This is a genomic window from Polaribacter sp. Hel1_33_96 (assembly GCF_002846595.1).
Taxonomy (GTDB): domain Bacteria; phylum Bacteroidota; class Bacteroidia; order Flavobacteriales; family Flavobacteriaceae; genus Polaribacter.
The window spans coordinates 2,044,904-2,070,010 of sequence record NZ_PJMV01000001.1; the positions used below are offsets into that span (position 1 = coordinate 2,044,904).

The following is a 25,107-nucleotide window of genomic DNA, read 5'->3' on the forward strand; positions in this document are numbered from 1 at the left end:
ATTAATGTTTTGCATATTGTTTTGCATAATAATCTTGGTAATTTCCACTTGTTACACTTTCCATCCAATCCACATTTGCTAAATACCAATCAATTGTTTTTTCCAATCCTTTTTCAAATTGCAAACTAGGAACCCAGTCCAATTCATTTTTTAATTTTGTTGAATCAATGGCGTAACGCAAATCGTGGCCTGCTCTATCTTTTACATACGTAATTAACTTTTCCGAAGATCCTTTCTCTCTTCCCAGCTTACCATCTAAAATTGTACACATAATTTTGATTAAATCAATATTCGTCCATTCATTATGCCCACCAATATTATAAGTACTTCCTAATTTCCCTTTATGAAAAATAACATCTATTGCACGGGCGTGGTCTTCAACCCACAACCAATCTCTAATGTTTAAGCCTTTCCCATATACTGGAAGTGGTTGATTATTTCTAATATTATTTATGAAAAGTGGAATCAATTTTTCTGGAAACTGGTAAGATCCATAATTATTTGAGCAATTCGAGATTAACGATGGCAAACCATAAGTATCAAAATAAGCCCTTACAAAATGATCTGAACTCGCTTTTGATGCAGAATATGGGCTATGTGGATCGTAATTACTAGTTTCCGTAAATAAACCTTCATGGCCTAAAGAACCATAAACCTCATCAGTTGAAACATGGTAAAATAATTTACCTTCAAAGTTATCCTTCCAAGTTCTATTCGCTGCATTTAGTAAATTAACAGTACCTATCACATTGGTAAAAACAAATTCCGTGGGGTTTGAAATTGATCGATCAACATGGGATTCTGCTGCTAAATGAATTACAGCTTCAAATTTTTCATCTTCGAATAATTTATACATTGCTGCACCATCGACGATATCCCCTTTCACAAATTTATAATTTGGTTTATCTTCAATATCTTTTAAATTAGCCAGATTCCCCGCGTAAGTTAAATTATCCAGATTAATTATTTTATAATTTGGATATTTATTTACAAATAAACGTACTACATGTGAACCTATAAACCCTGCTCCTCCAGTTATTAAAATTGTTTTATTTTCCATTTTTTTTCTTTTAAATATAGGCCGAAGCCTAATTCTTATTTAGCCAATTGATTTATACATTCCTTTAGACTTATTTTCCAATGCGGGATTTCAATATTAAAATCAGTTTTAATCTTAGCTTTATTTAGTACGCTATATGAAGGTCTTGGCGCTGGTGTCGGATACTCCTCCGTTTCTATAGGCAATACTTTACAATTTACATTTGATAAATTCATTATTTCCACTGCAAAGTCGTACCAGGAAGCTACTCCTTCATTTGAATAATGATACAATCCTTTATTAGCATTTCCATATTCTAACTGAGAAATAATTTTCAATATTGTATTCGCCAAATCGCCTGCCCATGTTGGTGTGCCAACTTGATCAAAAATAACTTGCAACTCTTCTCTTTCAGATCCCAATCGTTGCATTGTTTTTACAAAATTTGCTCCGTATGAAGAATACAGCCAAGCCGTTCTCAAAATAATTGAATTCGGATACTCCTCTAGCACCAATCGTTCACCTTCCAATTTTGTGCGACCATAAACACTCAATGGATTGGACATATCTGTCTCCTTGTAAGGTAAATGATGCTTTCCATCAAAAACAAAGTCAGTGGAAACATGCACCAATTTCAACCTAAATTTCTTGGCTAATTTTGCTAAGTTTTTAGCACCCTCAACATTGACCTTATAAGCAATTTCCTGATTTGATTCTGCCAAATCTACAGCAGTATAAGCAGCACAATTAATTATTGTATCAATAGATAATTCGCTTGTTAACTTTTCTAATTTATTGTAATCAGTAATATCTAACTCTGGTAAATCTTTATAAATAAAATTCCAATTACCAAATTGAGAGGCTCTATCTTTTATTTCATTTCCTAATTGCCCATTTGAGCCTGTAATCAAAATATTCATTAATATATATTTTCCTTTTTAAAATTTTCAAATGTAAATTCTGTAATATCCGGTATTGAGGGATGCTCTTTATCCTTTCCGGATAACTGAATAGCATCTTTGGGCAGCAACCAATCAATACCAATTTTCGGATCGTCCCAGCGAATACCTCCGTCATGTTGTGGTGAATAGTAATTATCACATTTATAACTAAATAATGCTGTTTGACTTAAAACAGCAAAACCATGTGCAAAACCTCTTGGAGCCCAAAGCTGCCGTTTATTCTCATTTGACAATTTAACAGCAACATGCTGGCCATACGTGGGCGAGCCTAAACGAATGTCAACTGCAACATCAAGGACTTCACCTTGAAGTACTCTTACCAATTTACCTTGAGTAAAAGGCGGTTTTTGAAAATGGAGTCCACGTAAAACTCCATATTCCGAAAAAGACTCATTATCCTGAACGAATTTGACATCTCCGATGTACTTCTCTAATAAATCTTGTCTAAAAGATTCCATGAAGTATCCACGATCATCACCGAAAATTGTTGGTTCAAAAATTAATACATCTGGTATTGAAGTATTGATAACTTTCATAAAATATGATTTTTTAATATTTATTTTACAGGGAATTAATTATTGCTCTATATTCTTTTGAGATATTCTCCCATGTGTACTTTTTAGATGCTATTTTCATCATTTATAGCGATCCAATCCGCCTTTGTTGATCCACCGTCTGCAATTAAAATCATAACTTTATTATTTTAATCAAATATATTACAAGTAAATTTAGTGGGCAACAGCAATCTAAAATTCAATCGTTTTCGTTAAACATTTTTAATATGTTTATCCGCATGAATATTGTAAGTTTGCGCTAAAGCGATATTAAATGTTATTTTTCAAGAAAAAGAAAATTCCTTTAAATGAATTTTTTCCACAAGGATTTGTAGATATCCACTCACATTTATTGCCAGGAATCGACGATGGTGCTAAAGATCTGGAAACTTCCATCGCACTAATCCAAAAAATGGCCTCTTACGGAATTAAAAATTTTATAACGACTCCACATATATTAGGTGATGTTTATCCTAACACGCCCGAAGTAATTAAGCGTAAACTAAAAGAAGTTACAGACGAATTAAAAAGAAGAAACCTATTAGATATATCCATTTCTGCCGCTGCAGAATACATGATGGATGAAAAATTTACTGACCTGATTGAAAAAGAGCAACTACTCACTTTAAAAGACAATCTTGTCCTTGTCGAGATGTCTTATTTTAGCCCACCGATTAATTTGTATGAAATATTATTTCAATTACAACTAAAAGGCTATAAACCGATCTTAGCGCATCCAGAGCGTTACAACACCTATCACAATAACTTTAAAGAGTACTACAAACTAAAAAGAGCAGGTTGTTTATTTCAATTAAATTTATTGTCGTTAACCGAGCACTATGGGAAACATATTCAAAAAACTACAGAAAAACTACTAAAAGAAAACATGTATGATTTTTTAGGTACAGATGCTCATCATCATCAACATTTAGAAACCCTGCAAAAAATAGGGACTCTAAAGAACTTAAAAAGTATTGAGGATCTCATGAAAATCACCATTGAGCGTTTTGGAAATTAGATAAATAAAGAAAACAAAGATGACATATAAAGAAACGCTATTTTTTATAGGCCAAAGCTTGACCATCAACCATAGCAACAAAAATAAAATAGCTATTGAAAAGCAATTAAAAGAGAACTCGGTTGATTGGGATGCTGTGGTAAAAGTAAGTACCGGTCACTTTGTATTCCCAGCATTATATTGTAATTTAAAACGTGCCAACTTTTTACACTATCTCCCCGAAGATTTGGTCAATTATATGGTGCATATTACGGACTTAAACAGAACTCGCAACCAAAAAATTATCGAACAAGCCAAAGAATTAAATGAGTTACTAGTTGCAAACAACATCACCCCTATTTTTTTAAAAGGAACAGGTAATTTATTGGAAGGTTTGTATGAAGATATTGCCGAACGCATGGTGGGTGATATTGACTTTATTGTTTCGAAAGATGATTACCAAAAAGCTATTAAAGTGTTATTAGATTCTGGCTATGATACAGTTCATAAAAAAGAATATTACTATCCAGAATTTAAACATTATCCAAGAATTCACAAAAAGGATACTAAAAGTATTGCTGCTGTAGAAATTCATAAAGAACTGTTAACTCAAAAATACGCAAATGAATTTAATTATGAGATTGTAAAAAATGACACTCAATATATAAACAACTTCCGTGTGTTAAGTTATACCAATCAATTGAATTTAACAGTCATCGCAAAACAAATCAATGATTCTGGAAATGATTACAAAACTATTTCCTTAAGAAATGCTTATGATGTATTTTTATTATCGCAAAAATCAACTGCTAAAAATTCGATTGCCCTTTTTGATAAATTATACGAACCCCTGAATAACTTTTTAGCTGTATGTTATGAGGTAATGGGCAAAATATCCTCTCTCGAATATACGGTAACCAATAAAACAAAATTATACTTACATATCTTTTATAAACAACTGGAGCAAAGTATAATAATAAGGAAAAAGCATCAAAGTAGGGCGGCAAAAAAAACTCTTTATAAAAAGCTCTTTAAATATAGCATATTTGTAATTTTCAAGAAAGAATACAGGCCATGGATCTTAGAAAGAGCAAGGGATAAAGAAATGCAACAACAGATATTAAAACAACTCGGTTTAAAAAAATAGAGTTAAGAAAAGTATAATACATCCTTCTTTACAGAGATTAAAAAACTGTAAATAAAAGTCGTTTTTTTCAACTCTAAAAGAGATGTCATATAAGATATTAACCGGTTTGAAAAAGGCTTTTGAAATAAATTTGCTAAATGTATCTTACTCCCAGTCATTCAATATTTACAATAATTTTCAAACCTATAAATTGAGAAGAAAATTGAGGAACATAATTTAGAGATATTTTACGTTCTTTTTTATCTAAAATACCTCTTGTTTTCCAACTACTTCTTACGATAGAGCGTCCAAAAAGTGTCCCTACAATTCCACAAACGACCCTATTTCTAGATCCGTATTGGTACCCATCTATATTATTAAGGAAAACACTCATAATACCATAGGGTATACATTAATTATTAAATTCCATTTAAATAACTTTATTTAAAGCGAAATAGTTGATTACAGGCATTAAAGACATTGACGTTCAGAAAGGACTGCCATAAATATATCGTGCATTTCTACCAATAAAAATCCAATTATTATCTTTGAAATCAGAGGGATCATAGTTGCGCTTTAGAACCAACCTATTTTATTTATAGTACTCATTTAAGAGATTGCTTCAATCGTACCTCTTTCGCAATGATAATCAGATTTAATTTATAAACTAGAATGTCAATCCGAAATGAGCTTTTTAGCGATTGAGGAATCTCTTTGTTAGCTACTCGAATTTATTAGATTTCTCGTCGCTCGTAACCTCGCTCCGTCGAAATGACATCGAGATTTTTTAACGTGTTAGCATGTCATACCGAAATGAGCCTTTTCAAGCGATTGAGGAATCTCTTTGGTAACTAATCGAATTTATTAGATTTCTCGTCACTCATATCTTCGCTCCGTCGAAATGCCATCGAGACTTGTTAACGTGTTAGCGTGGCAATCCGAAATGAGTCTTTTGAAACGATTGAGGAATCTCTTTGTTAGCTATTCGAACTTATTAGATTTCTCGTCACTCATATCTTCGCTCCGTCGAAATGACATCGAGATTTTTAACGTGTTAGCATGTCATACCGAAATGAGCCTTTTCAAGCGATTGAGGAATCTCTTTGTTAGCTATTCGAACTTATTAGATTTCTCGTCGCTCGTAACCTCGCTCTGTCGAAATGACATCGAGAATTTTTAACGTGTTAGCATGTCATTCCGAAATGAGCCTTTTCAAGCGATTGAGGAATCTCTTTGGTAACTAATCGAATTTATTAGATTTCTCGTCACTCTTACCCTCGCTCTAGCGAAATGACATCGAGCCTTGTTAACGTGTTAGCGTGTCATTCCGAAATGAGACCTTTTTGGCGATTGAGGAATCTCTTTGTTAGCTATTCGAATTCATGAGATTTCTCGTCACTCATATCTTCACGCTGTCGAAATGACATTGAAATTTAATTTAATTTAATTTAATTTAAAAATCAAAATTTAAAACCAACATATTTTTATTTTACGTAGAAATTCAAATTGTATGAAACGGCAAGCGCCCAAAGAACGCAGTGGTCTGGGTGCGTGAGTGAGTACAAATTAGAATTTAAAAAAAAAATAAAATAAGTCTAGATTTTTGTTTAGCTCACGCATATCTATTTATTGGTGTTCATGAATCTCCTAAAGTCGATTTCTTTTCAGCAATGGAAAAGAAAAGGGAACAACATTTTAATTACGATGATATAAAAGCAAACAAGTACTTTAATAAAAATAAAAAAGTTGATTTACTATAAAAAGATTTCTCGTCGCTCTTAACCTCGCTACGTCGAAATGACATCGAGATTTTTTAACGTGTTAGCGTGTCATTCCGAAATGAGCCTTTTCAAGCGATTGAGGAATCTCTTTGTTAGCTACTCGAATTTATTAGATTTCTCGTCGCTCATATCTTCGCTCCGTCGAAATGACATCGAGAATTTTTAACGTCTTAGCCTGTCATTCCGAAATGAGTTTTTTAGCGATTGAGGAATCTTCTTTGTTAGCTACTCGAATTCATGAGATTTCTCGTCGCTCATATCTTCACGCTGTCGAAATGACATCGAGATTTTTTAACGTGTTAGCGTGTCATTCCGAAATGAGCCTTTTAGCGATTGAGGAATCTTCATTGTTAGCTACTCAAATTCATCAGATTTCTCGTCGCTCATATCTTCGCTCCGTCGAAATGACATCGAGATTTAATTTAAAAATCAAAATTTAAAACCGACATATTTTTATTTTTCGTAGAAATTCAAATTGTATAAAACGGCAAGCGCCCAAAGAACGCAGTGGTCTGGGTGCGTGAGTGAATACAATTTAGAATTTAAAAAAAATAAAATAAGTCTAGATTTTTGTTTCTTTTCAGCAATGGAAAAGAAAAGGGAACAACATTTTAATTACGATGATATAAAAGCAAACAAGTACTTTAATAAAAATAAAAAAGTTGATTTACTATAAAAAGATTTCTCGTCGCTCATATCTTCACGCTGTCGAAATGACATCGAGATTTTTTAACGTCTTAGCCTGTCATTCCGAAATGAGCCTTTTCAAGCGATTGAGGAATCTCTTTGTTAGCTGCTCGAATTTATTAGATTTCTCGTCACTCGTACCCTCGCTCTGTCGAAATGACATCGAGAATTTTTAACGTGTTAGCTTGTCATTCCGAAATGAGCCTTTTCAAGCGATTGAGGAATCTCTTTGTTAGCTGCTCGAATTTATTAGATTTCTCGTCGCTCATATCTTCACGCTGTCGAAATGACATCGAGAATTTTTAACGTCTTAGCCTGTCATTCCGAAATGAGTTTTTTAGCGATTGAGGAATCTTCTTTGTTAGCTACTCGAATTCATGAGATTTCTCGTCGCTCATATCTTCACGCTGTCGAAATGACATCGAGATTTTTTAACGTGTTAGCGTGTCATTCCGAAATGAGTCTTTTCAAACGATTGAGGAATCTCTTTTTTAGCTATTCGAACTTATTAGATTTCTCGTCACTCATATCTTCACGCTGTCGAAATGACATTGAAATTTAATTTAAAAATCAAAATTTAAAACCGACATATTTTTATTTTTCGTAAAAATTCAAATTGTATGAAACGGCAAGCGCCCAAAGAACGCAGTGGTCTGGGTGTGTGTGTGAGTACAATTTCGAATTTAAAAAAAATAAAATAAGTCTAGATTTTTGTTTAGCTCACGCATATCTATTTATTGGTGTTCGTGAATCTCCTAAAGTCGATTTCTCTTCAGCAATGGAAAAGAAAAGGGAACAACATTTTAATTACGATGATATAAAAGCAAACAAGTACTTTAATAAAAATAAAAAAGTTGATTTACTATAAAAAGATTTCTCGTCGCTCGTAACCTCAATCTGTCGAAATGACATCGAGATTTTTTAACGTGTTAGCGTGTCATTCCGAAATGAGCATTTTCAAGCGATTGAGGAATCTCTTTGGTCGCTGCTCGAATTCATGAGATTTCTCATCACTCGTAACCTCGCTTTAGCGAAATGACATCGAGACTTGTTAACGTGTTAGCGTGTCAATCCGAAATGAGCTTTTTAGCGATTGAGGAATCTCTTTGTTAGCTACTCGAATTTATTAGATTTCTCGTCACTCATATCTTCGCTCCGTCGAAATGACATCGAGATTTTTAACGTGTTAGCATGTCATACCGAAATGAGCCTTTTCAAGCGATTGAGGAATCTCTTTGTTAGCTATTCGAACTTATTAGATTTCTCGTCGCTCGTAACCTCGCTCTGTCGAAATGACATCGAGAATTTTTAACGTGTTAGCATGTCATACCGAAATGAGCCTTTTCAAGCGATTGAGGAATCTCTTTGGTAACTAATCGAATTTATTAGATTTCTCGTCACTCGTAACCTCGCTCTGTCGAAATGACATCGAGAATTTTTAACGTGTTAGCATGTCATTCCGAAATGAGCCTTTTCAAGCGATTGAGGAATCTCTTTGTTAGCTGCTCGAATTTATTAGATTTCTCGTCACTCGTACCCTCGCTCTGTCGAAATGACATCGAGAATTTTTAACGTGTTAGCATGTCATTCCGAAATGAGCCTTTTCAAGCGATTGAGGAATCTCTTTGTTAGCTGCTCGAATTTATTAGATTTCTCGTCGCTCTTAACCTCGCTACGTCGAAATGACATCGAGATTTTTTAACGTGTTAGCGTGTCATTCCGAAATGAGCCTTTTCAGGCGATTGAGGAATCTTCATTGTTAGCTAATCGAATTCATTAGATTTCTCGTCGCTCATATCTTCGCTCCGTCGAAATGACATCGAGATTTTTTAACGTGTTAGCATGTCATTCCGAAATGAGCTTTTTAGCGATTGAGGAATCTCTTTGTTAGCTACTCAAATTTATTAGATTTCTCGTCACTCGTACCCTCGCTCTGTCGAAATGACATCGAGAATTTTTAACGTGTTAGCATGTCATTCCGAAATGAGCCTTTTCAAGCGATTGAGGAATCTCTTTGTTAGCTGCTCGAATTTATTAGATTTCTCGTCACTCGTACCCTCGCTCTGTCGAAATGACATCGAGAATTAATTTAAAAATTAGAATCTAAACCCGACCTACTTTTATTTTTCTTAGAAATTCATAAGGTTACTTCAATCGTGCCAGCATCATAATAACATGTATTCTTTAAACAAAAAAAAGGAAGCAAATTGCTTCCTTTTTTCTTGTTTATTTAAAAATCCTCTTATACCAAGGTTTTTTAACTTGTTCTACATAGGCATTTCCATAACCATAGCCATAGCCATAACCATAACCTTTGGTCATGTCTGTATCATTTAACACTAAAGCCATATTTGGCAATTTCTTTTCGATATATAAATTTTGTGCCACGCCCAACATACGTTTGTCTAAATAATTTGCTCTTGTAACGTACATACACATATCTGCATATTTCGAAATTAACAAGGTATCTGTTACCAAATTTACTGGAGCCGTATCTATAATAATAAAATCATAGTCTTTTTTCACCTGTTCGAATAAATCGCTCACCTTTGTGCTCAATAACAATTCCGAAGGATTTGGCGGAATCACACCTGAAGAAATAATGTCTAAACCTTTAATTTCTGGCACTGAAAACTTAATATCGTTTAGAGTAACTTTGTCATTTGTAATGTAATTTGTAATCCCCTTTCTCTCCGGAACCCCCAAGTATTCTGTTACTTTCGGAGCTCTTAAATCCATCCCCACCAATAATACTCTCTTACTGGATAGCGAAAGAGCAGCTGCAAAATTAATTGAGACGAAAGACTTTCCTTCTCCACTAGATGTCGATGTTACAAATATTATTTTACCAAGATCATTTTTAGATTTTGCTAATATAAAATCCAGATTCGTTCGAATTAAACGAAAAGCCTCTGCTGTAGATGTTCTAGACTCATTATCAATAACCACTTTTGAGCCAGTTTCAGAATGAGGGATATCACCCAAAAAAGGAATGGTTGTTAGCTCTTCAATATTTTTTCTTGAATGTATTTTCGTGTCTAATAGATTTTTTAGATAAATAAAAACAAAAGGTAATATTAAACCTATAAATAAGGAAGCCAACAAAATTAACTTTTTATTAGGTGCAATGGGCACTGATGCACCGTAAGCTACGGTCAATAATTTTTGCATTCGGTACTGTTATGGCCAATGAGATAGAAGTTTCTTCTCTCTTTTTTAATAAATAAGAATACAATCCAGCAATGATCTCCTGCTCTCTTGCAATGTCTATAAATTGTCTTTCTAGGTATGGTAATGATGCAATTTTGGTATTCAGCTTTAAAGACTCCGTTCTTATTTGATTAAATTTTATTTCTAAAGAAATGATGAGATTTGAGATACTTTTTTCTAAACTAGCCCTGACAGCGTTTATTTGAATTATATATTGCCTCAAAAGTGGATTTTTCTTACCTGCATTCGCCGCTAACCTGTTCTTTTCTAGAACAAGAATATTATAATTTTGAATGGAGCTAGCTATCGCCGCATCTGAAAAACCGAGATTTTGAGGGAGGGTTTCATCCTGATTTAAAGAATTATTCAAACTTTGTTTGACCCAATTTGCTAATTCCAGTTCTGTTTTAATTTTAACCAAATCTTGTGTGCTTTCAGAAAAAACCTCCAAAGTTAATTCCGCTTCACTTGATAAACCAGTTATATTATTGTCTACTTTATAATTCTTAACATCGTCTTCAACTATCTTCAGACTTTTACCAATAGCAACCAATCGACTGTCAATAAAGCTCATCGTTTTTTGAGATACTAAATTTTCATCATTTATCCCATCTAAATTATATTGTGTAATTAATTCGTTAAGAAAATCTTCTCCTTTTTCCCTAACGCTTGTATTAATTTTCAATTTAATCACTGGTGATAGGTCCTCTATGGCAGATATATCCATTTTCTTTAAATAGTAATCGATCAGTACATTTCTAGAATTTATAGCAATACGAACTTCTTTCTTATCAACTAAATCATTAAAAAATTGATTTAAATTAACACGAAAGGCTCCAAATTCTGTTTTAACTATATCACCGAAAAGATGGTTTGAAACTAGCTCTTTATCAGAATTTAAGATCTTATAATTTTTATTATCTAAAATTGAAATAACAAAAGAAGTATCCCTTTCCTTTAGCATCAGGTCAAAAATGATAGGATTCGTTTTCCCATATAACTCAACCTCCCTGATCCTTCCTTCTCTGAAATAAGATAATCCCAAATTTAAAGAATCAATAACCCGACCGACAATTTTCCTAGATTTTATTATTTCAATTTCATTTTCAGGGTTATTAGCAGCCCCACCTCCAAGAATACCCAAGTCCTCAAAAGCAGCCAACTCTGTTGAAATACCGGATTGCTTATTATCCTTAATCATTATGGTCGCATCCACAGCGTAAGTAGGTGTTGTGTACCTTAGGTATACAAACCCTAAAAACAATGAAATTAAACCTCCAAAAATGAAAAAGCGCCAATAATACGAATATTTCTGAATTTCTTCTCTAATATTAATTTCTTCTTCCTTTATATTTAAGTGGTTATTCTCTTCTATAGATTTCATAAAATAAATTTATTATCTGGTTAATATAGTAATCAATGAAATTATTACAGAGCCTAAAGAAATAAACAACCCTGTGTTTCTTGTGTATGACGCATCTTGAACTTTTGCATTATTCTGTTTTACATAAATTACATCGTTTTGCTGTAAATAATAAATGGGCGAAGTAACTAATTTATTTGATGTTAAATCAACTGTGTATATCTTTTTAATATTTTTTTCTTCCCTAATTACTGTTATATTTTTTCTATTTCCCGTGATATTTAAATCTCCTGCCAACCCAATAGCATCGAAAATGGTAATTCTTTCATTCTCAATATTAAAAACTTGCGGCCTTTTAACATCTCCAATAACAGTTATTTTAAAATTTGTAATTAAAATATTAATAACAGGACTTTTAAGGTATTCAGGTGTTAATTTTTCTTTGATTAATTTAATCGCTTCAACCCTAGTAAGTCCTCCAAGTTTTAAATTCCCTAAAACCGGAAATTCAATTTCACCGCTAGCATCAATCAAATAAGACATCAGTTTAGACTGACCCATGGCTTGAATTGCTGTTGGTGAACTTGCAACAATAGGCAAATTAAAAGGTTGTGATGCCACTAAATCTTCGGATGCTACGATAATTTGTACTAAATCATCTGGTTTAAAAGTTAATTGGTAATCATTGGATACCTTGGCTTGATCAATTTGATCAAACTGTAAATAGAGTATATCTTTTTTAGAAACACATGAACTGAGTACTATGAAAAAAATAGAAAGTAATATTATTTTGTCTTTCATTATGAAAATTTTATTTTTTGGTAAAAGTAGATATAAAGCGTAAGAATTCTTTAAAAAGAATAAAAAAGGTTTGCATTGGAGTTAGATAACCTGCCGTGCTTTTTAGCTAACACAGCATTTTGTCAAAAATTTTATTTTTTCTGTATTTTATGTTTTTTTCCATATAGAAAAATCACTTTTTTTAAGACTAATTTTTTATTTAATTTTGAGAAGAAGTCTATATCAAAGCTCTTTTCTAAACTTTATAAAAGATCTATATTGGTATACTACAGATTTTAACTAGTCTCTTTTAGTTTGTAGTATTTTATTCTAAAGATCACTTTTCGAATAAAAAATATTTAATAAAATTTAAAAAGCATTCTCATCTTTCTTAAAAAACATAGAAAACGCTGTTGTAAAAACAATTTTAACATCCAAAAAGAAAGTCCAGTTTTCAATATACCAGATATCTGCCAATGCCCTATTCTCCATATCTTTTACCAATTTAGTTTCTCCTCGAAACCCATTTATTTGTGCCCAACCAGTAACACCTGGTTTTGCAAAATGTCGAACCATAAACTTGTCCACTAAAACTCGATACTCTTCTGTATGTTTCAGCATGTGAGGTCTTGGTCCAACTAAGGACATATTATTTAATAAAACATTTATAATCTGTGGGAGTTCATCGATACTTGTTCTTCTCATAATGACTCCAACATTAGTAATTCTTGCATCATTTTTCGTCGCTTGAAGATTGTCTGAATTCGAATTTACAGTCATGCTTCGAAATTTAAAGCAATTAAAAGGTTCTCCGTCTTTGCCAGTTCTTTGTTGGATAAAAAATACGGGTCCTTTACTCGTTAATTTTATAATCAATGCAATTATTGGAAATAACCATGAAAATAAAAATAATACGGTTAAAAGTGAAAAAAGAATGTCAAAAATTCTTTTTAAAGCAATATTAGTGAAACTTTTTAAAGGCTCGCTCCTTAATTTTAAAATAGGAATATTTTGAACATAATCAATTGAAAATGTTTGTGATAAATACTCAGAAAACTCTGGAATAACACGCACTCGAATCATGTTATTATCTGCATACCTAAATAAATCATTAATCAATTTACTTTGATGGTAAGGCAACGAGACAATAATTTCATCAACTTCGTTTTTTTCTAAAAAAGAAATAATTTCAGATAAATTTCCTTTGTAATATTTTTTAAGCTCCTTGTTCACTTTAGCATCAGTAAGCAAACCTGCAATCCGAAAACCATATTTAGGATTTAAGTAAACTTGATCTATAAGACTTAAAATATTCTTATTTAGACCAACCAATAATATACGACTATAGTTATGTCCTTTTTTTCTATATATATTTAAAATATTTAAAGAAATCACTCTCCAAATAATAATAAAAGCAGCAAAAAAGGAGCTTGCTAGAGCAAAAAATGACCGCGAAAACTTATAGTCAGTAATAAGAAAAATTAAACCACAACTTAAAAACATAAACGTGAATAGTGCATAAACATTTTCAGCTACAATCTTGTGCACAAAAAGAATTCTTGGCATTTCATATAAATCAAATTTCAAACTGATCCCTATCCAAAGAAGACTCCAACCCAAAATCAAACTATTATTGAAAAGAGTGTTAAAATTACTATAGAAAAGAGTATTCATAGACAGCTTATCTAAAATAAGATACTTCGCTAAGAAAAAAGCACTTAGTAGAAGTATAATGTCTACTAGCGAAAATAATAAGGGTATAAATTTTGACTTTCCTTTTTGCATATTAAAAACTTGATATATACTATAGATTTTTATTTTCTTTCAATTGGGACCCCATCAACTTATTGTAAAATTCTATCAGCTTTTTAGATTCAAATTCCCAGGACAATTCATTTACAACTCTTTGATAACCGAACTCTCCCATTTCTTTCCTTTGTGCTGGGTGATCTAAAAGAGTGATAATCTTTTCAGCAAAATCGGCAGTATTATTGGCATAAAGAGAAGCATTAAGTGCTGAATTACGACCTTCTTTCAACTCATACTGTACTATTGGCTTTTTCAATGCCATGTATTCCATAATCTTGTTCATAGTACTTAGGTTATTCATTTCTGTAGGCTTATCAGGATTTACACATACATCAGCTGTATTTAAAACATCTAACAACTTTTGATCAGATACTCGGCCATAAAAATCTACATACTCTTTAAGTCCTTTATCTTCTGATAATTTCTTTAGTATATCTAGGTCGGAACCTCCACCAACAATTGCCAATTGCACATCCTGTCGTTTTTTAACAATCTGTTGCATACTATCCAACAATAAGTCAATGCCTTCTTGCTCACCAATAACACCTAAGTAGCCTAATAGATACTTTCGTCCTTTTTTATATTTCAAAATAGGTTCCTGTACTTTTAGTCTATCTAGTTTAGGACCGCTCCTAACGATTTGAACCAAATTAGGATCCATACCACCACGCTTAATTGCTATATTTTTATACGATTCGTTTGTTGCTATACTCGCATCCGCATTCTGAAAAGTTCTTTTCTCAAAAAAGCACATTAACTTATAAAAATAATCTTTTTTGTCATATTTTGCGATATACAATTCAGGATTAATATCGTGATGATCAAAGACATATTTAACGCCTTTTCGTTTATATTTCTTTGCTGTAAGATATATTAAATCAGGAGGGTTACAGCCGTGTATCACATGAAAGGGTTTCTTCTTGAATATTTTTCTGGCGAGTTTTTTTTCCCAGTAAATAGCAACTCCATATTCCACTAAGTAACCTAGCGCTCCCCTTGCCTCAAAAGGCAGCGGGTGTCTATAAATTTCAATCCCTTCTAGTACTTCGTAAGGCTCTGTGTACCCTTTCATTTGCGGACAAATAATGGATACATCCATACCGCTCTCTTGCAATGTTGTAGCTTCTTGCCAAACTCTTCTATCAAAAGGCACTGGTAAATTTTCAACAATAAATAAAATATGTTTTCCTTGTAAGTTTTTCATAGACTAGTTTAAGACAGTATCCTCACCGGACACAAAATTTTGCTGATCTTCAACCACTGAAGACCAATTAATACCTATATAATTCTCATTATTCAACAAACTTTCATCCAATCGAACAAAATCAATAATAATTTTATCTGAAAACTCTGAGGCCAATGCTTTAAACTCCTCTTCTTTTGTATTAATAATTAAAACTTCTGAATCTTGAACTAAACTGTTTAGGTCTGACACTAAAAGTTTCGATAAATGCGGAATACGAGCATCTATATAATCTCTATTTGTTCCTGTCAGCATCGTTGTATTTATGTTTTTATCATAAATATTAATATTTGCCCCTTTCCCTAACAATGCCTCCACAACCCTAACTGCAGGGCTATTTCGTAAATCATCTGTTCCTGCCTTAAAACTTAAGCCTAAAAAGCCTAACTTTTTATTTGGATATCTTTGAATGATGTCTATCGCTCTTTCTATTTGAATTTCATTTGTGGCACCGATACCATCTATAACGGGAGTTTTAACATATAAATCGTGTGCTAATGTTTGAAACCCTTTTAAATCCTTAGGAAGGCAAGATCCTCCATAAGCAAAGCCTGGTTTAAAATAATAGTTTGATATATTTAACTGTTTGTCTTTACAAAAAATATCCATTACTTGATGTGAATCAATTCCTAAAGCAGAACAAACATTGCCCACCTCGTTTCCAAAAGAGATCTTTAAAGCATGGAATGTATTGTTCACATACTTCATAACTTCAGCTACCTTTAAGTCAGTTGTAATAATTTCTCCAGGTAATTTACTATATAATTGTCCTAGCTTTTCTGCGGCTTCTTTATTGTCCGAACCTATTAATGTTAACGGTGGGTTATAATAGTCTTCTACTGCAGTTCCTTCTCTTAAAAACTCTGGATTGTCAACTATGGCAAAAGCTACATTCCTTTTTTTACCTGATGCTTCTTCTATAATTGCAGCAACTTTATCACAAGTTCCTGGCAAAACAGTAGAACGAATTGCCACTACCTGAAATTCTTCTTTATTTCTTAATGCTTTACCTATGTTTTCAGCTACCTGAAAGATATACTTTAAATTTAAATGCCCCTGGGGTGTAGAAGGAGTGCCTACCGCAATAATACATATTTCAGAATTCAAAACGGCATCCATAGCATTTGTTGTTGCCGAAATGGTTCCTAATTTATGCTGTTCTGCAATAATAATATCAATATCTTTCTCTATAATAGTCGGTTTACCATTATTAATTAGATCTACTTTATTTTGACTTACGTCAACCCCTATAACCCTATGACCATTATTTGCTAAACATCCTAAACTTACACAGCCCACATAACCTAGGCCAAAAATACTTATATTCATTTTTTATTATTTTTCTTCAAATGATTATTAATAATATATCTAAAATTATGTAACAATTTTAGATGTTTTTTTATGATTAGGTTTCTAAAATAAATTAAAAATTTACAACCTTTATCCTTGTTAAAAGCTTTATACTTTCGTTAATCGTGATTTTTGAGAAAATAACAGATGTTGGCTCTTTTTGCATAAAAGATTCTGAATACCACCCCAGTATAGGATCTAAACTACCCCTAACTATTTCCCACTCTAATTTATCATCTACATTTAAGTGCACTTGATCCCCTAATTCATTAGTTAATAAAAAATCTACAGTGCTCTTTTTATCAACTTTAATATTCGGGTGCAAGTGAAAAGGGATAAAAATAGTAGATTTTTTATTATCCTTTAAAATTATATTGTCTTCTATCAAAAACTCATTATCATTTTTATTAAATTGAAAAGACCTGACATGTTGTATACTTGATTTTTTATTATAAGTACCAACAACACGCTCTATTGTATCTGTTTGTAAAAAAGAAATGACTTCTGGTTTAAAATGATTTAACCACATTGTATCACTTGCATGAAATGCCTGATTTGAATTATTCAATGTAATTGTATTATGCGCTTGACAACTGACAAAATAAGATCTCCATTTTTTTTCAATATGATAACTAAATGTCCCTGAATCAACAAAAAAAGCTTTCCCATTTACATGAATTAAAAAAGACAAAATATCTGAATGACCATGAGCAGCAATTGATAAGTAACCTAAAGGAGCTACATCGAAATGTGCATATATCTCTTTATCTTTAATTACCTTTCTAAAAATAAAATGTCCTTCTTTTGGATAAAATTTTGTATCTAATTCTTTCTTTTCTCTATCCATTAATTTTTCAAATAATAAATAACCATCATCAGAAAAAAGTAATTTATTTTTTATGTCATATTCAGACTTTGCAGACAAATATGATTCATCATTAAAAATGATTGAAGCAGAAACCAATAAAGATTTGAAGTTATTAAAATGACCTATTTCCGAGAAATTAAGAACATACCCGTCGTCTTCATCACCATATTTTGGAAAATTCAGATTAACATCCGTAAATACCAGGATGTAATCTAATATTTGTTTTAAAGCCTTTTGGAATTCTTTTGAAAACGAATCATTGCATTTTTCGCCAATAATGTAAGGCAATAAAAAGAAATCAGTTATAAATTGTATATATTCAGCAGCCTCTTCTTTATTTACTCCATTAGAGTGCTGTTTTAGTATCTCCTTTTCCAAGCCATCCTTAGCATAGCTTCTCCAAAACTCTGACTCTTTAAATTCCCAAACTGAAGTTGCCAAATATAATCCCGAATACTCCGAGACTAAATGATTATTTGCAGAAGAATACTTAGATGGATTGTTAAATGAGTATTTACAATGTTGATAAATAATAGGTAACCATTTAGTATTTACAAATTCCTTAAAAATTTTAGATTTAATCATTAACTCTTCAGCATCTAATAATTCCCAACAAAAGAACCAATTTATTAATCTGATATTTACTTCTATATTACTATACCAATTAACACCCAACAAATAAGGATTTGCTTCAATCCAAGATTCATTCAATTCAATAAATTTATCTAAAAATTTTTCATCCTTTGTTTTATTATAATTTATAACAATATGAATTAAAAACTGTAGTCTATTTATTTCCCATACATTTTTTGCAGAAAGATCTACACTTTTTCTAATATTAATATTTTTTGAAAAAGTCAAAGGATACTTCTCACCAGAGAAGACGTCTTTATGCCAATCAATTTGTGAATCAAAAAAATTTATTTTTTTTCCAAACACGGAAAATTCATCGTCAAAAATAGGAGTATCTATTTCACCTATTTTTAATATCTTTTTTGTCTTAGGTATTAGTATAGTACCTAAAGTTTCACCAACAACAAAGAATGATTCAAATTTCTTTTGAAGAATTTGTTTAAATCTATATGGTATCTCCAGAAGAGACATCGTCTTTAATCTAAAAAAATACCATTTTAACATACTTAGCAATTTGTTTAAAAATTTATTAATTAAAATTTTTGTTATACTATATTCTATTTCGACTCCATTACAAAATTCACAGCTTCTAGAAAAGCTCTAAACATTATTGAGATATCTGCCTTTTCCTTTATTATTTCTTTAGCACTTTGAGAAAATTCACTATAAAGCTTTTTATTTTGTAAGATTAATAGCAGTTTATCTTTCAAGTCTTCATTAGTGTTACAAATAAAGCCATTCTTTTCATTTTCAAGGTAAATAATTTCAGGACTATGACGAACATTCAAAGCTAAGCAAGGTAATCCCCAAAACATTGCTTGATTGATACCTAATCCATTTGTTCCTGGTATACAAAAAACATCTGAGGCTTTAAAGATTTTATTAACTTCCAAATCATCATATATTGCCCCTAAATATGAAATATTTTTTGAACTGCTAATTTGTGTTGAATTTTCTTCAGAAAATCCTGGCCCAACAATAATTAAACCATATTGTTCAAATTCACCACTTTTAAAAATTTCAATAAGGACCTCTAATTTTTTTCTTTCTTGAACCCTACCAACAAACAGTACATACTTTTCGAAATTTAAATGGTATTGACTTTTAATAGTTGAAACACTTTCTTGCACATCAGGAATCATTTTAAAATTAATTGTATTGTTTGCATAAAATGTCTTTGAATGATGCTTCTTTTTTATATACTTTAATTCGTTTTTAGTATATAGTAGAATTGCACTTGACGCTTTGTGAAAAAAACTATAAATAAATAATTTTAACTTATTATTAGGATCTTGTAGGTTAATTCCATGATTCCAATAGATGTTAGGGGTTTTATGAACCCAAGTATAAAAATACAAAAACCATATTGACCTGTTGGTGGGGTGCAAAAAATTAATAATGACATCAGGTTTTTCGTACTTTAGGTATTTATGTAGCTTATAAAAGCTTGACCCTACAAAAGTAATCTTATCTTCTAGCAGACCAAAATTATCTTCTTTGCATGCGGTAGAAACAACAACCTTAAAATCAATATCTTGTTCCTTGAATAAGTTTATAAATTCAGAATAGACTTGAGCTCTATATTTGTATAGCTTATTTGATACAAGTATTACTTTTTTCATTATTTAAATTGTTAAAAGAAACCGGTTCTTAATTAACTTTATGTTTTTTTTGTACAAAAAATAAGTCATGATACATCTTTAAATAAAAATTATTTGATAAAACTTTCTATTACAAATGAACCAAAATTAGACCATGTATATTTTGAGACATAGTTACTAACTAAATCATTATTGTTTTCTTTATTATTATTTAATTTATCAATAAGCATAGGGATATCTTCAAAAGAATTATAACATGATACTATTTTATCATTAGACAGTTCTTTAAAACTTCCTACATTAGGTCCTATTATTTGTTTCTCAGAAGGCAAACTAAATATTAAGGAACCGGAACTTAAAACTGAATCCTCAGTATACGTAAATAAAATAGACTTTGATTGATTAATATTATTTACGATATCTTCATCACTTAACCTTTCATTTATGAACGTAATATTTTTATTTTTAATTACTTCACTAACAATAGAATTTTCTAATTCTTTATTTTGACAATAACCACAAACAAGTAATCTATATCTTTTAAAAAAATCTTCATTATTAAAATATTTAATAAAACCATCAACATTTTTGTACGGATGTATTGTACCCCAAATTATAATATCATATTTTTTTTCCTTAGCTTTATAATCTAAATTAGAATACGTTGGATGAGGAAAATATTTTACATCGGTTCTATTAAAATTTTTCTTAATAAAATCGACCCCCTCATGACTGTGAGTAAATATTAAATGTGATTTTTTAATGCAAAACGCTAAAGCTTCAGAAGATTTTTTAGTTTTACGATTATGAGCAGCTTTATTGTGTAAAATAAAAATATTTTTTTTTCCTAAAAATAATCTAATAATAAAAACTAATTTAAATAAGTAGTACTGGACTACTCCAAACCTATGGTTCGGTATATTCTCTGGCCAATTAACAATATGGTAATCAGCAAATAGATTTATAAATAGTGATACAATATTATTATTAACATTAAACTTAGAATAATTTGTTACGTTTAAATGTTTATCCAATGCACTAGCAAGCTCTAGTAAATAAGGGTTGTTACTTTGGTTTTTTCTTACACTATTTGGAAAAATAAATACTTTAAACAATTTTTTTTATTTTTTTTGTGTGAATACTTTGATCTATTAAATATAAAAAAACTACAAACACCACTGTTGCAAAAGTTTGACTAAATGGAAAAATCATGATACATAAAACTGTCGTATAGAATAAAAACTGTTTTTGATAAATCTCTAAACTTCTTCTATGTCTAAAATAAATAAAGAAAAGAAGATGAAGAAATGTTATCCCATAGATTACTCCATTTTTATTAATAGCACCTATTATGCCGATATCAGTTCTATAGAACCTATTAAAATCCTTATATTTTTGAATTTCCTTGCCATAGGTTGAACTTTGATGTTCTGGACCATTACCAAATAGTATAGTACCGTAACCATCCCAATAATCATATAAGAAGAAATTATAAGATTGAAATCTTACATAGTCATCATTCGCAGTATCGTCTTGTGCAGAGGTTATCAACTCCCCAAATAAACTCTCAACATTCATAGAAACTATAAGTGTTACAATTATTATTCCTATGAATAATGCTATTTTTTTATTAAATGATTTTATAAGTAAAAATGCTAAAAGAATATTTATGATCACACCAAATAGTACTTGTCTTGTCATAAATATATAAATCCCAATCAGAAAAAAATAACATAAAATAGCTGTTTTATTTAAAAGATTAATTTTTGAAATAAACTTTTGAAATATTATAAAAAAAGCAATAATTAAGATATCAATACCGCTAATCATGTACCTATAAAACCCTAATCTAATTTCAATTTCTTTACCTGTTAATACAGAGTCTCCTCTAGTGTAAAACCAATAAGATGGATAAGTTAGTTGTTGAATGATAGAAATTGTCACATATAAGACTGCCAGCACTATAATCGACCTAATAACATCAGTAGCTGAGATATTAATTCTATGCAAAACAAAATATAACAACCATATTAATTCAAATCGCCACATGTAAATGGATAAAGAAATATCTTGATTATGAGATATGTAAGCAGGTATTATACTAATAAGTGGTAATAGTATAAAAAGGTACACATAATTTTTAAAATGCATTTTTATATTATACCTACTGCCAGTAATTGTTATCCATAAAAATAATAACAACAAAATAATTTCTAATCCTTTGTAAACTTGCATATTAATTCCTTTAAACGAAAAGAAATGTGTAAATACTAATATTACAAACGTGAGAAAAAAAAATTTAATTGATTTTACTTTAACTTTCATTTAAATACTATTTTATTGTAAAAATTATTAATCTAGAAATTTTTGAAATAATTTTTTTTAAGCTAGATGGCAAATATTTGTAACTCATAATTTTTTTATGATACAAAGAAGCAAAACCACGTTTTTTATAATTTGGTAGCTCATCCAATATCAATTTTTGTAGTATTTCATCCTTTTTATTTAAATCTTTGCCAACAATATATTTTTTAATGAAATCTGCATATTTGGGAATACTATTCCATTTATTTTTGATATTTACAGTATTACTAATATTGTTTTTATGATTACGATAAATAAATAAAATTTTTGATGTATACGCCACACCTCCTTCAAGGCTTAGTTTAAACCATGTTAAGTCATCACTACCCCAACCATCAGGCATTGCAAAAAATCCCCCTATTTTATTTAGAGCATTCACCCTTACTGTAAAGTCTGATAAATACATTTTTCTATAGCCCATTATACGATGATAAATAAAATCAAATGAATTTTCAAACTCAGAGCATAAAGATGATAAAATAGCTCTATCACTACCTTCATAAATAATTTTAACTCTACAATGAAATAAATTACAATTTAAATTTTGTTGAGATAATTTTACCATCTCCTCTATATAATTTGATTCCCATAAATCGTCATCACATAAAATAGAAAAAAGATCGCCACTAGATAGTTTCAACGTCAAATTCCAATTATCTATCATGGCTAATTGCGCTTCATTTTCATGATATTTAATTCTATCATCGTTAAAAGAATTATAAATATCTCTTATTTTATCCTTAAAATCATCTGTTTTTGCATTATTAACTAAAACTATTTCAAAATTAGTGTACGTTTGTTTTAAACAAGACTTAATAGCTTCTGTTAAAAAAACGTCTTTAACTACAGGTAAACCTATTGAAAATAGCTTATTGTCATTTAAAGTTTTAATCATTATAATTTAATTTTAGTGCTTTAAGGTATTTAATAGACCATACTACAACATAAAATGAAGGCAAAACTAACGCTATTAAATTAGCAACTACTATTCCTTGCAAACCATATTGTATCCCTCCAAATATTGATAATGGCAAAGTTAAGCAGGCGTTTATAATTGCTGGTATTATAAACGTATTTGCTCCTGTAGCAATAATGGAATTAGCAAATGCATTGTGGTTAACATATAAAATCACCAAGATAAGCATGGGTCCAAAAATATTGGCTCCTAAATAAGAGCCCTCTCCTAGCCATAAAGGAAATAGTATTGGGGCAGCTATAAAAACTACAACACTCAATAAAGATGCAACACTTAATGATATTACTACATTTCGTTTTACAAGTTGTAGCATTCCATTTACATCATTTTGAGCAAATTTTTGTGAAATAAAAGGATACATCATTGTGGTAACCATTCCTGAAACTGCTAAAATAAGTGTAGTTACTCTTTGAAGTCCAGCATAATAGGGTATAACTTCTAAACCAATTAAACGTTCTATCACAAAGAAATTAGATTGTAAAACTATAAAAGAAGTAATGTTTAAAATAAGAATTTTTCCACTTTCACTAAACATACTCATAACCTCTTTAACTGTAGTATATGAGCTTTTAGTAATTATGTACCCTTTATTAAGCCTATTAAACGTAATTTTAGCAAAGAAAGAAAAAATTATACCTGATAATAAATAAACAGCTCCTAAAGACCAAAAACCAAAATCTAATTTTAATACAAGGTAAAAACCTATTAAATTAATTAGAGCTATAAAAATTTGTATAAACTTATCCCAACCTACCTCGCCAAAGCCATTTATTAGATGAAAATATTTAATAAAATAAATTCGTAACATAAAACTTACAGACAAAAGCAACCAACATAAAGTACCTTGCAATATAAAGTTTTGCTCTTTTAAAACAAAATAAATATAAAACACATAAATTACAGAACAAATTAAAATAACTAATAAAGTAGCAATACTATAGCTCCATTTTACAGTAGCCCAAATACTATTATTAACCTCTAATGAAGAGTACGTAGATTTTAATTTTGCTGATATACGAGTTACGACAGGAGCTAAACCAGCTTGCCCAAGGCGTATTAAAACTGTAAAGGATATAAAAAATAACCAAATACCAGCAATTTCTTCACTTAAAAATTTAATTAACATTGGTAAAACTATTAACCCAGCAATACCATCGATTCCTATACTTGTAATTCCCGCAATAAATCCAAAAGAAATTTTCCTAGAGATTAAACCCTTTCCCATTTTTTTGTTTTAAAATTATATTGTTTAATTACTTTTGCTGGATTTCCAACCGCAATTGAATAATCAGGAATATTAGAATTTACAACACTATTTGCTCCAATAATACAGTGTTTACCTATTTTAACTCCTGGGAGAATAACAGCATTATTGTAGACATATGTTTCATCACCAATTTCTACAGGAAATGTTTTTATTTTTGCTTTGTTTATTGGGATAGATATATCCTCATGAGGATGTATAATATCTGTTATTGTAACATTAGCTACAATAATTACATTTTTACCAATTTTGATTTCTTCTGCACATGTAATATGACAATTTTGATGAATTTGTGAAAAATCATTTATAATTAATTGTGGTTGATATTTTTCATTAGCATATTTTGTAATCAATTCAATTCTACTATTAGGCATCAAAACTACTCTGTCTCCAATTGATATTCCCTTTTTAAAATTTAAAATTAGTTGTTTATGTATAACTGAATTTTTGCCAATTTTTTTAAATTGAAACGAATAAAAAAAAATCATTATCCTTCTTGT

Annotated in this window: 20 protein-coding genes; 3 read left to right on the plus strand and 17 right to left on the minus strand. The window is 30.5% G+C overall.

Annotation, left to right across the window (positions count from 1 at the left end; all coding sequences use genetic code 11):
- Position 1 precedes the first annotated feature (1 nt).
- Genes rfbB through rfbC form a run of 3 tightly spaced genes read right to left on the minus strand, consistent with a single transcriptional unit; the run spans position 2 to position 2,537 of the window.
- The gene (gene rfbB, locus ATE90_RS08945; RefSeq protein ID WP_101451284.1) at positions 2-1,060 is read right to left on the minus strand and encodes a dTDP-glucose 4,6-dehydratase; all 1,059 of its coding nucleotides are present in this window, start codon (positions 1,058-1,060) and stop codon (positions 2-4) included.
- Between the two features lie 35 nt (positions 1,061-1,095).
- A complete protein-coding gene (rfbD, locus tag ATE90_RS08950) occupies positions 1,096-1,959 on the minus strand; it encodes a dTDP-4-dehydrorhamnose reductase (protein WP_101451285.1) in 864 nt (287 codons plus the stop codon).
- Positions 1,959-2,537: a dTDP-4-dehydrorhamnose 3,5-epimerase gene (gene rfbC, locus ATE90_RS08955; protein WP_101451286.1), complete on the minus strand. Its 579-nt coding sequence runs from the start codon at positions 2,535-2,537 to the stop codon at positions 1,959-1,961. Before rfbC ends, rfbD begins: the two co-directional genes overlap by 1 nt.
- Positions 2,538-2,829: 292 nt before the next feature.
- On the opposite strand from rfbC, the gene ATE90_RS08960 reads away from it, so the two are divergent.
- Together ATE90_RS08960 and ATE90_RS08965 are read left to right on the plus strand one after the other, a co-directional pair.
- On the plus strand, positions 2,830-3,573 hold the full coding sequence (locus ATE90_RS08960; protein WP_101451287.1) for a tyrosine-protein phosphatase: 744 nt from the start codon (positions 2,830-2,832) through the stop codon (positions 3,571-3,573).
- 19 nt (positions 3,574-3,592) lie between these two features.
- Positions 3,593-4,699 (plus strand): nucleotidyltransferase domain-containing protein, encoded by a 1,107-nt coding sequence (locus ATE90_RS08965; protein ID WP_101451288.1) that lies wholly within the window; start codon positions 3,593-3,595, stop codon positions 4,697-4,699.
- Positions 4,700-4,853: 154 nt separating this feature from the next.
- On the opposite strand, the gene ATE90_RS08970 is transcribed toward ATE90_RS08965, so the two are convergent.
- Entirely contained in the window at positions 4,854-5,072 is a 219-nt protein-coding gene (locus ATE90_RS08970; protein ID WP_101451289.1) for a hypothetical protein, read from the minus strand.
- A 2,690-nt stretch (positions 5,073-7,762) separates the two neighbouring features.
- On the opposite strand from ATE90_RS08970, the gene ATE90_RS08980 reads away from it, so the two are divergent.
- A complete protein-coding gene (locus ATE90_RS08980) occupies positions 7,763-8,014 on the plus strand; it encodes a hypothetical protein (protein WP_101451291.1) in 252 nt (83 codons plus the stop codon).
- Between the two features lie 1,358 nt (positions 8,015-9,372).
- Here ATE90_RS08980 and ATE90_RS13690 read toward each other — a convergent pair.
- The 13 genes from ATE90_RS13690 to ATE90_RS09040 all read right to left on the minus strand — a co-directional run bounded on the left by ATE90_RS13690 (position 9,373) and on the right by ATE90_RS09040 (position 25,095).
- Entirely contained in the window at positions 9,373-10,317 is a 945-nt protein-coding gene (locus ATE90_RS13690; RefSeq protein ID WP_254712312.1) for a polysaccharide biosynthesis tyrosine autokinase, read from the minus strand.
- Entirely contained in the window at positions 10,265-11,740 is a 1,476-nt protein-coding gene (locus tag ATE90_RS13695; RefSeq protein WP_254712313.1) for a GumC family protein, read from the minus strand. Before ATE90_RS13695 ends, ATE90_RS13690 begins: the two co-directional genes overlap by 53 nt.
- A 12-nt stretch (positions 11,741-11,752) precedes the next feature.
- A complete protein-coding gene (locus ATE90_RS08990; protein WP_101451292.1) occupies positions 11,753-12,520 on the minus strand; it encodes a polysaccharide biosynthesis/export family protein in 768 nt (255 codons plus the stop codon).
- A gap of 348 nt (positions 12,521-12,868) precedes the next feature.
- Complete coding sequence (locus tag ATE90_RS08995; protein ID WP_101451293.1) at positions 12,869-14,284, minus strand: undecaprenyl-phosphate glucose phosphotransferase; 1,416 nt, start codon at positions 14,282-14,284, stop codon at positions 12,869-12,871.
- Between the two features lie 19 nt (positions 14,285-14,303).
- Entirely contained in the window at positions 14,304-15,512 is a 1,209-nt protein-coding gene (locus ATE90_RS09000) for a glycosyltransferase family 4 protein (RefSeq protein ID WP_101451294.1), read from the minus strand.
- 3 nt (positions 15,513-15,515) lie between these two features.
- The gene (locus ATE90_RS09005; RefSeq protein WP_101451295.1) at positions 15,516-16,880 is read right to left on the minus strand and encodes a nucleotide sugar dehydrogenase; all 1,365 of its coding nucleotides are present in this window, start codon (positions 16,878-16,880) and stop codon (positions 15,516-15,518) included.
- Between the two features lie 94 nt (positions 16,881-16,974).
- A complete protein-coding gene (locus ATE90_RS09010; protein WP_180335194.1) occupies positions 16,975-18,873 on the minus strand; it encodes an alginate lyase family protein in 1,899 nt (632 codons plus the stop codon).
- An 86-nt stretch (positions 18,874-18,959) separates the two neighbouring features.
- On the minus strand, positions 18,960-20,024 hold the full coding sequence (locus ATE90_RS09015; protein WP_101451297.1) for a glycosyltransferase: 1,065 nt from the start codon (positions 20,022-20,024) through the stop codon (positions 18,960-18,962).
- A gap of 89 nt (positions 20,025-20,113) precedes the next feature.
- Positions 20,114-21,118 carry a hypothetical protein gene (locus ATE90_RS09020; RefSeq protein WP_101451298.1) on the minus strand — a complete coding sequence of 335 codons (1,005 nt, stop codon included), beginning with the start codon at positions 21,116-21,118 and terminating at the stop codon, positions 20,114-20,116.
- Entirely contained in the window at positions 21,111-22,328 is a 1,218-nt protein-coding gene (locus tag ATE90_RS09025; protein WP_101451299.1) for a hypothetical protein, read from the minus strand. Before ATE90_RS09025 ends, ATE90_RS09020 begins: the two co-directional genes overlap by 8 nt.
- 7 nt (positions 22,329-22,335) lie before the next feature.
- Positions 22,336-23,262 (minus strand): glycosyltransferase family 2 protein, encoded by a 927-nt coding sequence (locus tag ATE90_RS09030; RefSeq protein ID WP_101451300.1) that lies wholly within the window; start codon positions 23,260-23,262, stop codon positions 22,336-22,338.
- Positions 23,255-24,568, minus strand: a complete 1,314-nt coding sequence (locus tag ATE90_RS09035) for a lipopolysaccharide biosynthesis protein (RefSeq protein WP_101451301.1) — start codon at positions 24,566-24,568, stop codon at positions 23,255-23,257. Before ATE90_RS09035 ends, ATE90_RS09030 begins: the two co-directional genes overlap by 8 nt.
- Entirely contained in the window at positions 24,553-25,095 is a 543-nt protein-coding gene (locus ATE90_RS09040) for an acyltransferase (protein ID WP_180335195.1), read from the minus strand. The genes ATE90_RS09035 and ATE90_RS09040 overlap by 16 nt, the downstream gene beginning before the upstream one ends.
- Positions 25,096-25,107 lie beyond the last annotated feature (12 nt).

Bases quoted from the DNA above. Each gene is read 5' to 3' on its own strand.
- rfbC (WP_101451286.1), bottom strand. From the start codon at position 2,537: ATGAAAGTTATCAATACTTCAATACCAGATGTATTAATTTTTGAACCA.
- ATE90_RS09035 (WP_101451301.1), bottom strand. From the start codon at position 24,568: ATGGGAAAGGGTTTAATCTCTAGGAAAATTTCTTTTGGATTTATTGCG.
- ATE90_RS09010 (WP_180335194.1), bottom strand. From the start codon at position 18,873: ATGTCTCTTCTGGAGATACCATATAGATTTAAACAAATTCTTCAAAAG.
- ATE90_RS09005 (WP_101451295.1), bottom strand. From the start codon at position 16,880: ATGAATATAAGTATTTTTGGCCTAGGTTATGTGGGCTGTGTAAGTTTA.
- ATE90_RS08990 (WP_101451292.1), bottom strand. From the start codon at position 12,520: ATGAAAGACAAAATAATATTACTTTCTATTTTTTTCATAGTACTCAGT.
- ATE90_RS09015 (WP_101451297.1), bottom strand. From the start codon at position 20,024: ATGAAAAAAGTAATACTTGTATCAAATAAGCTATACAAATATAGAGCT.
- ATE90_RS08965 (WP_101451288.1), top strand. From the start codon at position 3,593: ATGACATATAAAGAAACGCTATTTTTTATAGGCCAAAGCTTGACCATC.
- rfbD (WP_101451285.1), bottom strand. From the start codon at position 1,959: ATGAATATTTTGATTACAGGCTCAAATGGGCAATTAGGAAATGAAATA.
- rfbB (WP_101451284.1), bottom strand. From the start codon at position 1,060: ATGGAAAATAAAACAATTTTAATAACTGGAGGAGCAGGGTTTATAGGT.
- ATE90_RS13695 (WP_254712313.1), bottom strand. From the start codon at position 11,740: ATGAAATCTATAGAAGAGAATAACCACTTAAATATAAAGGAAGAAGAA.
- ATE90_RS08970 (WP_101451289.1), bottom strand. From the start codon at position 5,072: ATGAGTGTTTTCCTTAATAATATAGATGGGTACCAATACGGATCTAGA.
- ATE90_RS08960 (WP_101451287.1), top strand. From the start codon at position 2,830: ATGTTATTTTTCAAGAAAAAGAAAATTCCTTTAAATGAATTTTTTCCA.
- ATE90_RS09000 (WP_101451294.1), bottom strand. From the start codon at position 15,512: ATGAAAAACTTACAAGGAAAACATATTTTATTTATTGTTGAAAATTTA.
- ATE90_RS08995 (WP_101451293.1), bottom strand. From the start codon at position 14,284: ATGCAAAAAGGAAAGTCAAAATTTATACCCTTATTATTTTCGCTAGTA.
- ATE90_RS09025 (WP_101451299.1), bottom strand. From the start codon at position 22,328: ATGAAAGTTAAAGTAAAATCAATTAAATTTTTTTTTCTCACGTTTGTA.
- ATE90_RS09040 (WP_180335195.1), bottom strand. From the start codon at position 25,095: ATGATTTTTTTTTATTCGTTTCAATTTAAAAAAATTGGCAAAAATTCA.
- ATE90_RS13690 (WP_254712312.1), bottom strand. From the start codon at position 10,317: ATGCAAAAATTATTGACCGTAGCTTACGGTGCATCAGTGCCCATTGCA.
- ATE90_RS09030 (WP_101451300.1), bottom strand. From the start codon at position 23,262: ATGATTAAAACTTTAAATGACAATAAGCTATTTTCAATAGGTTTACCT.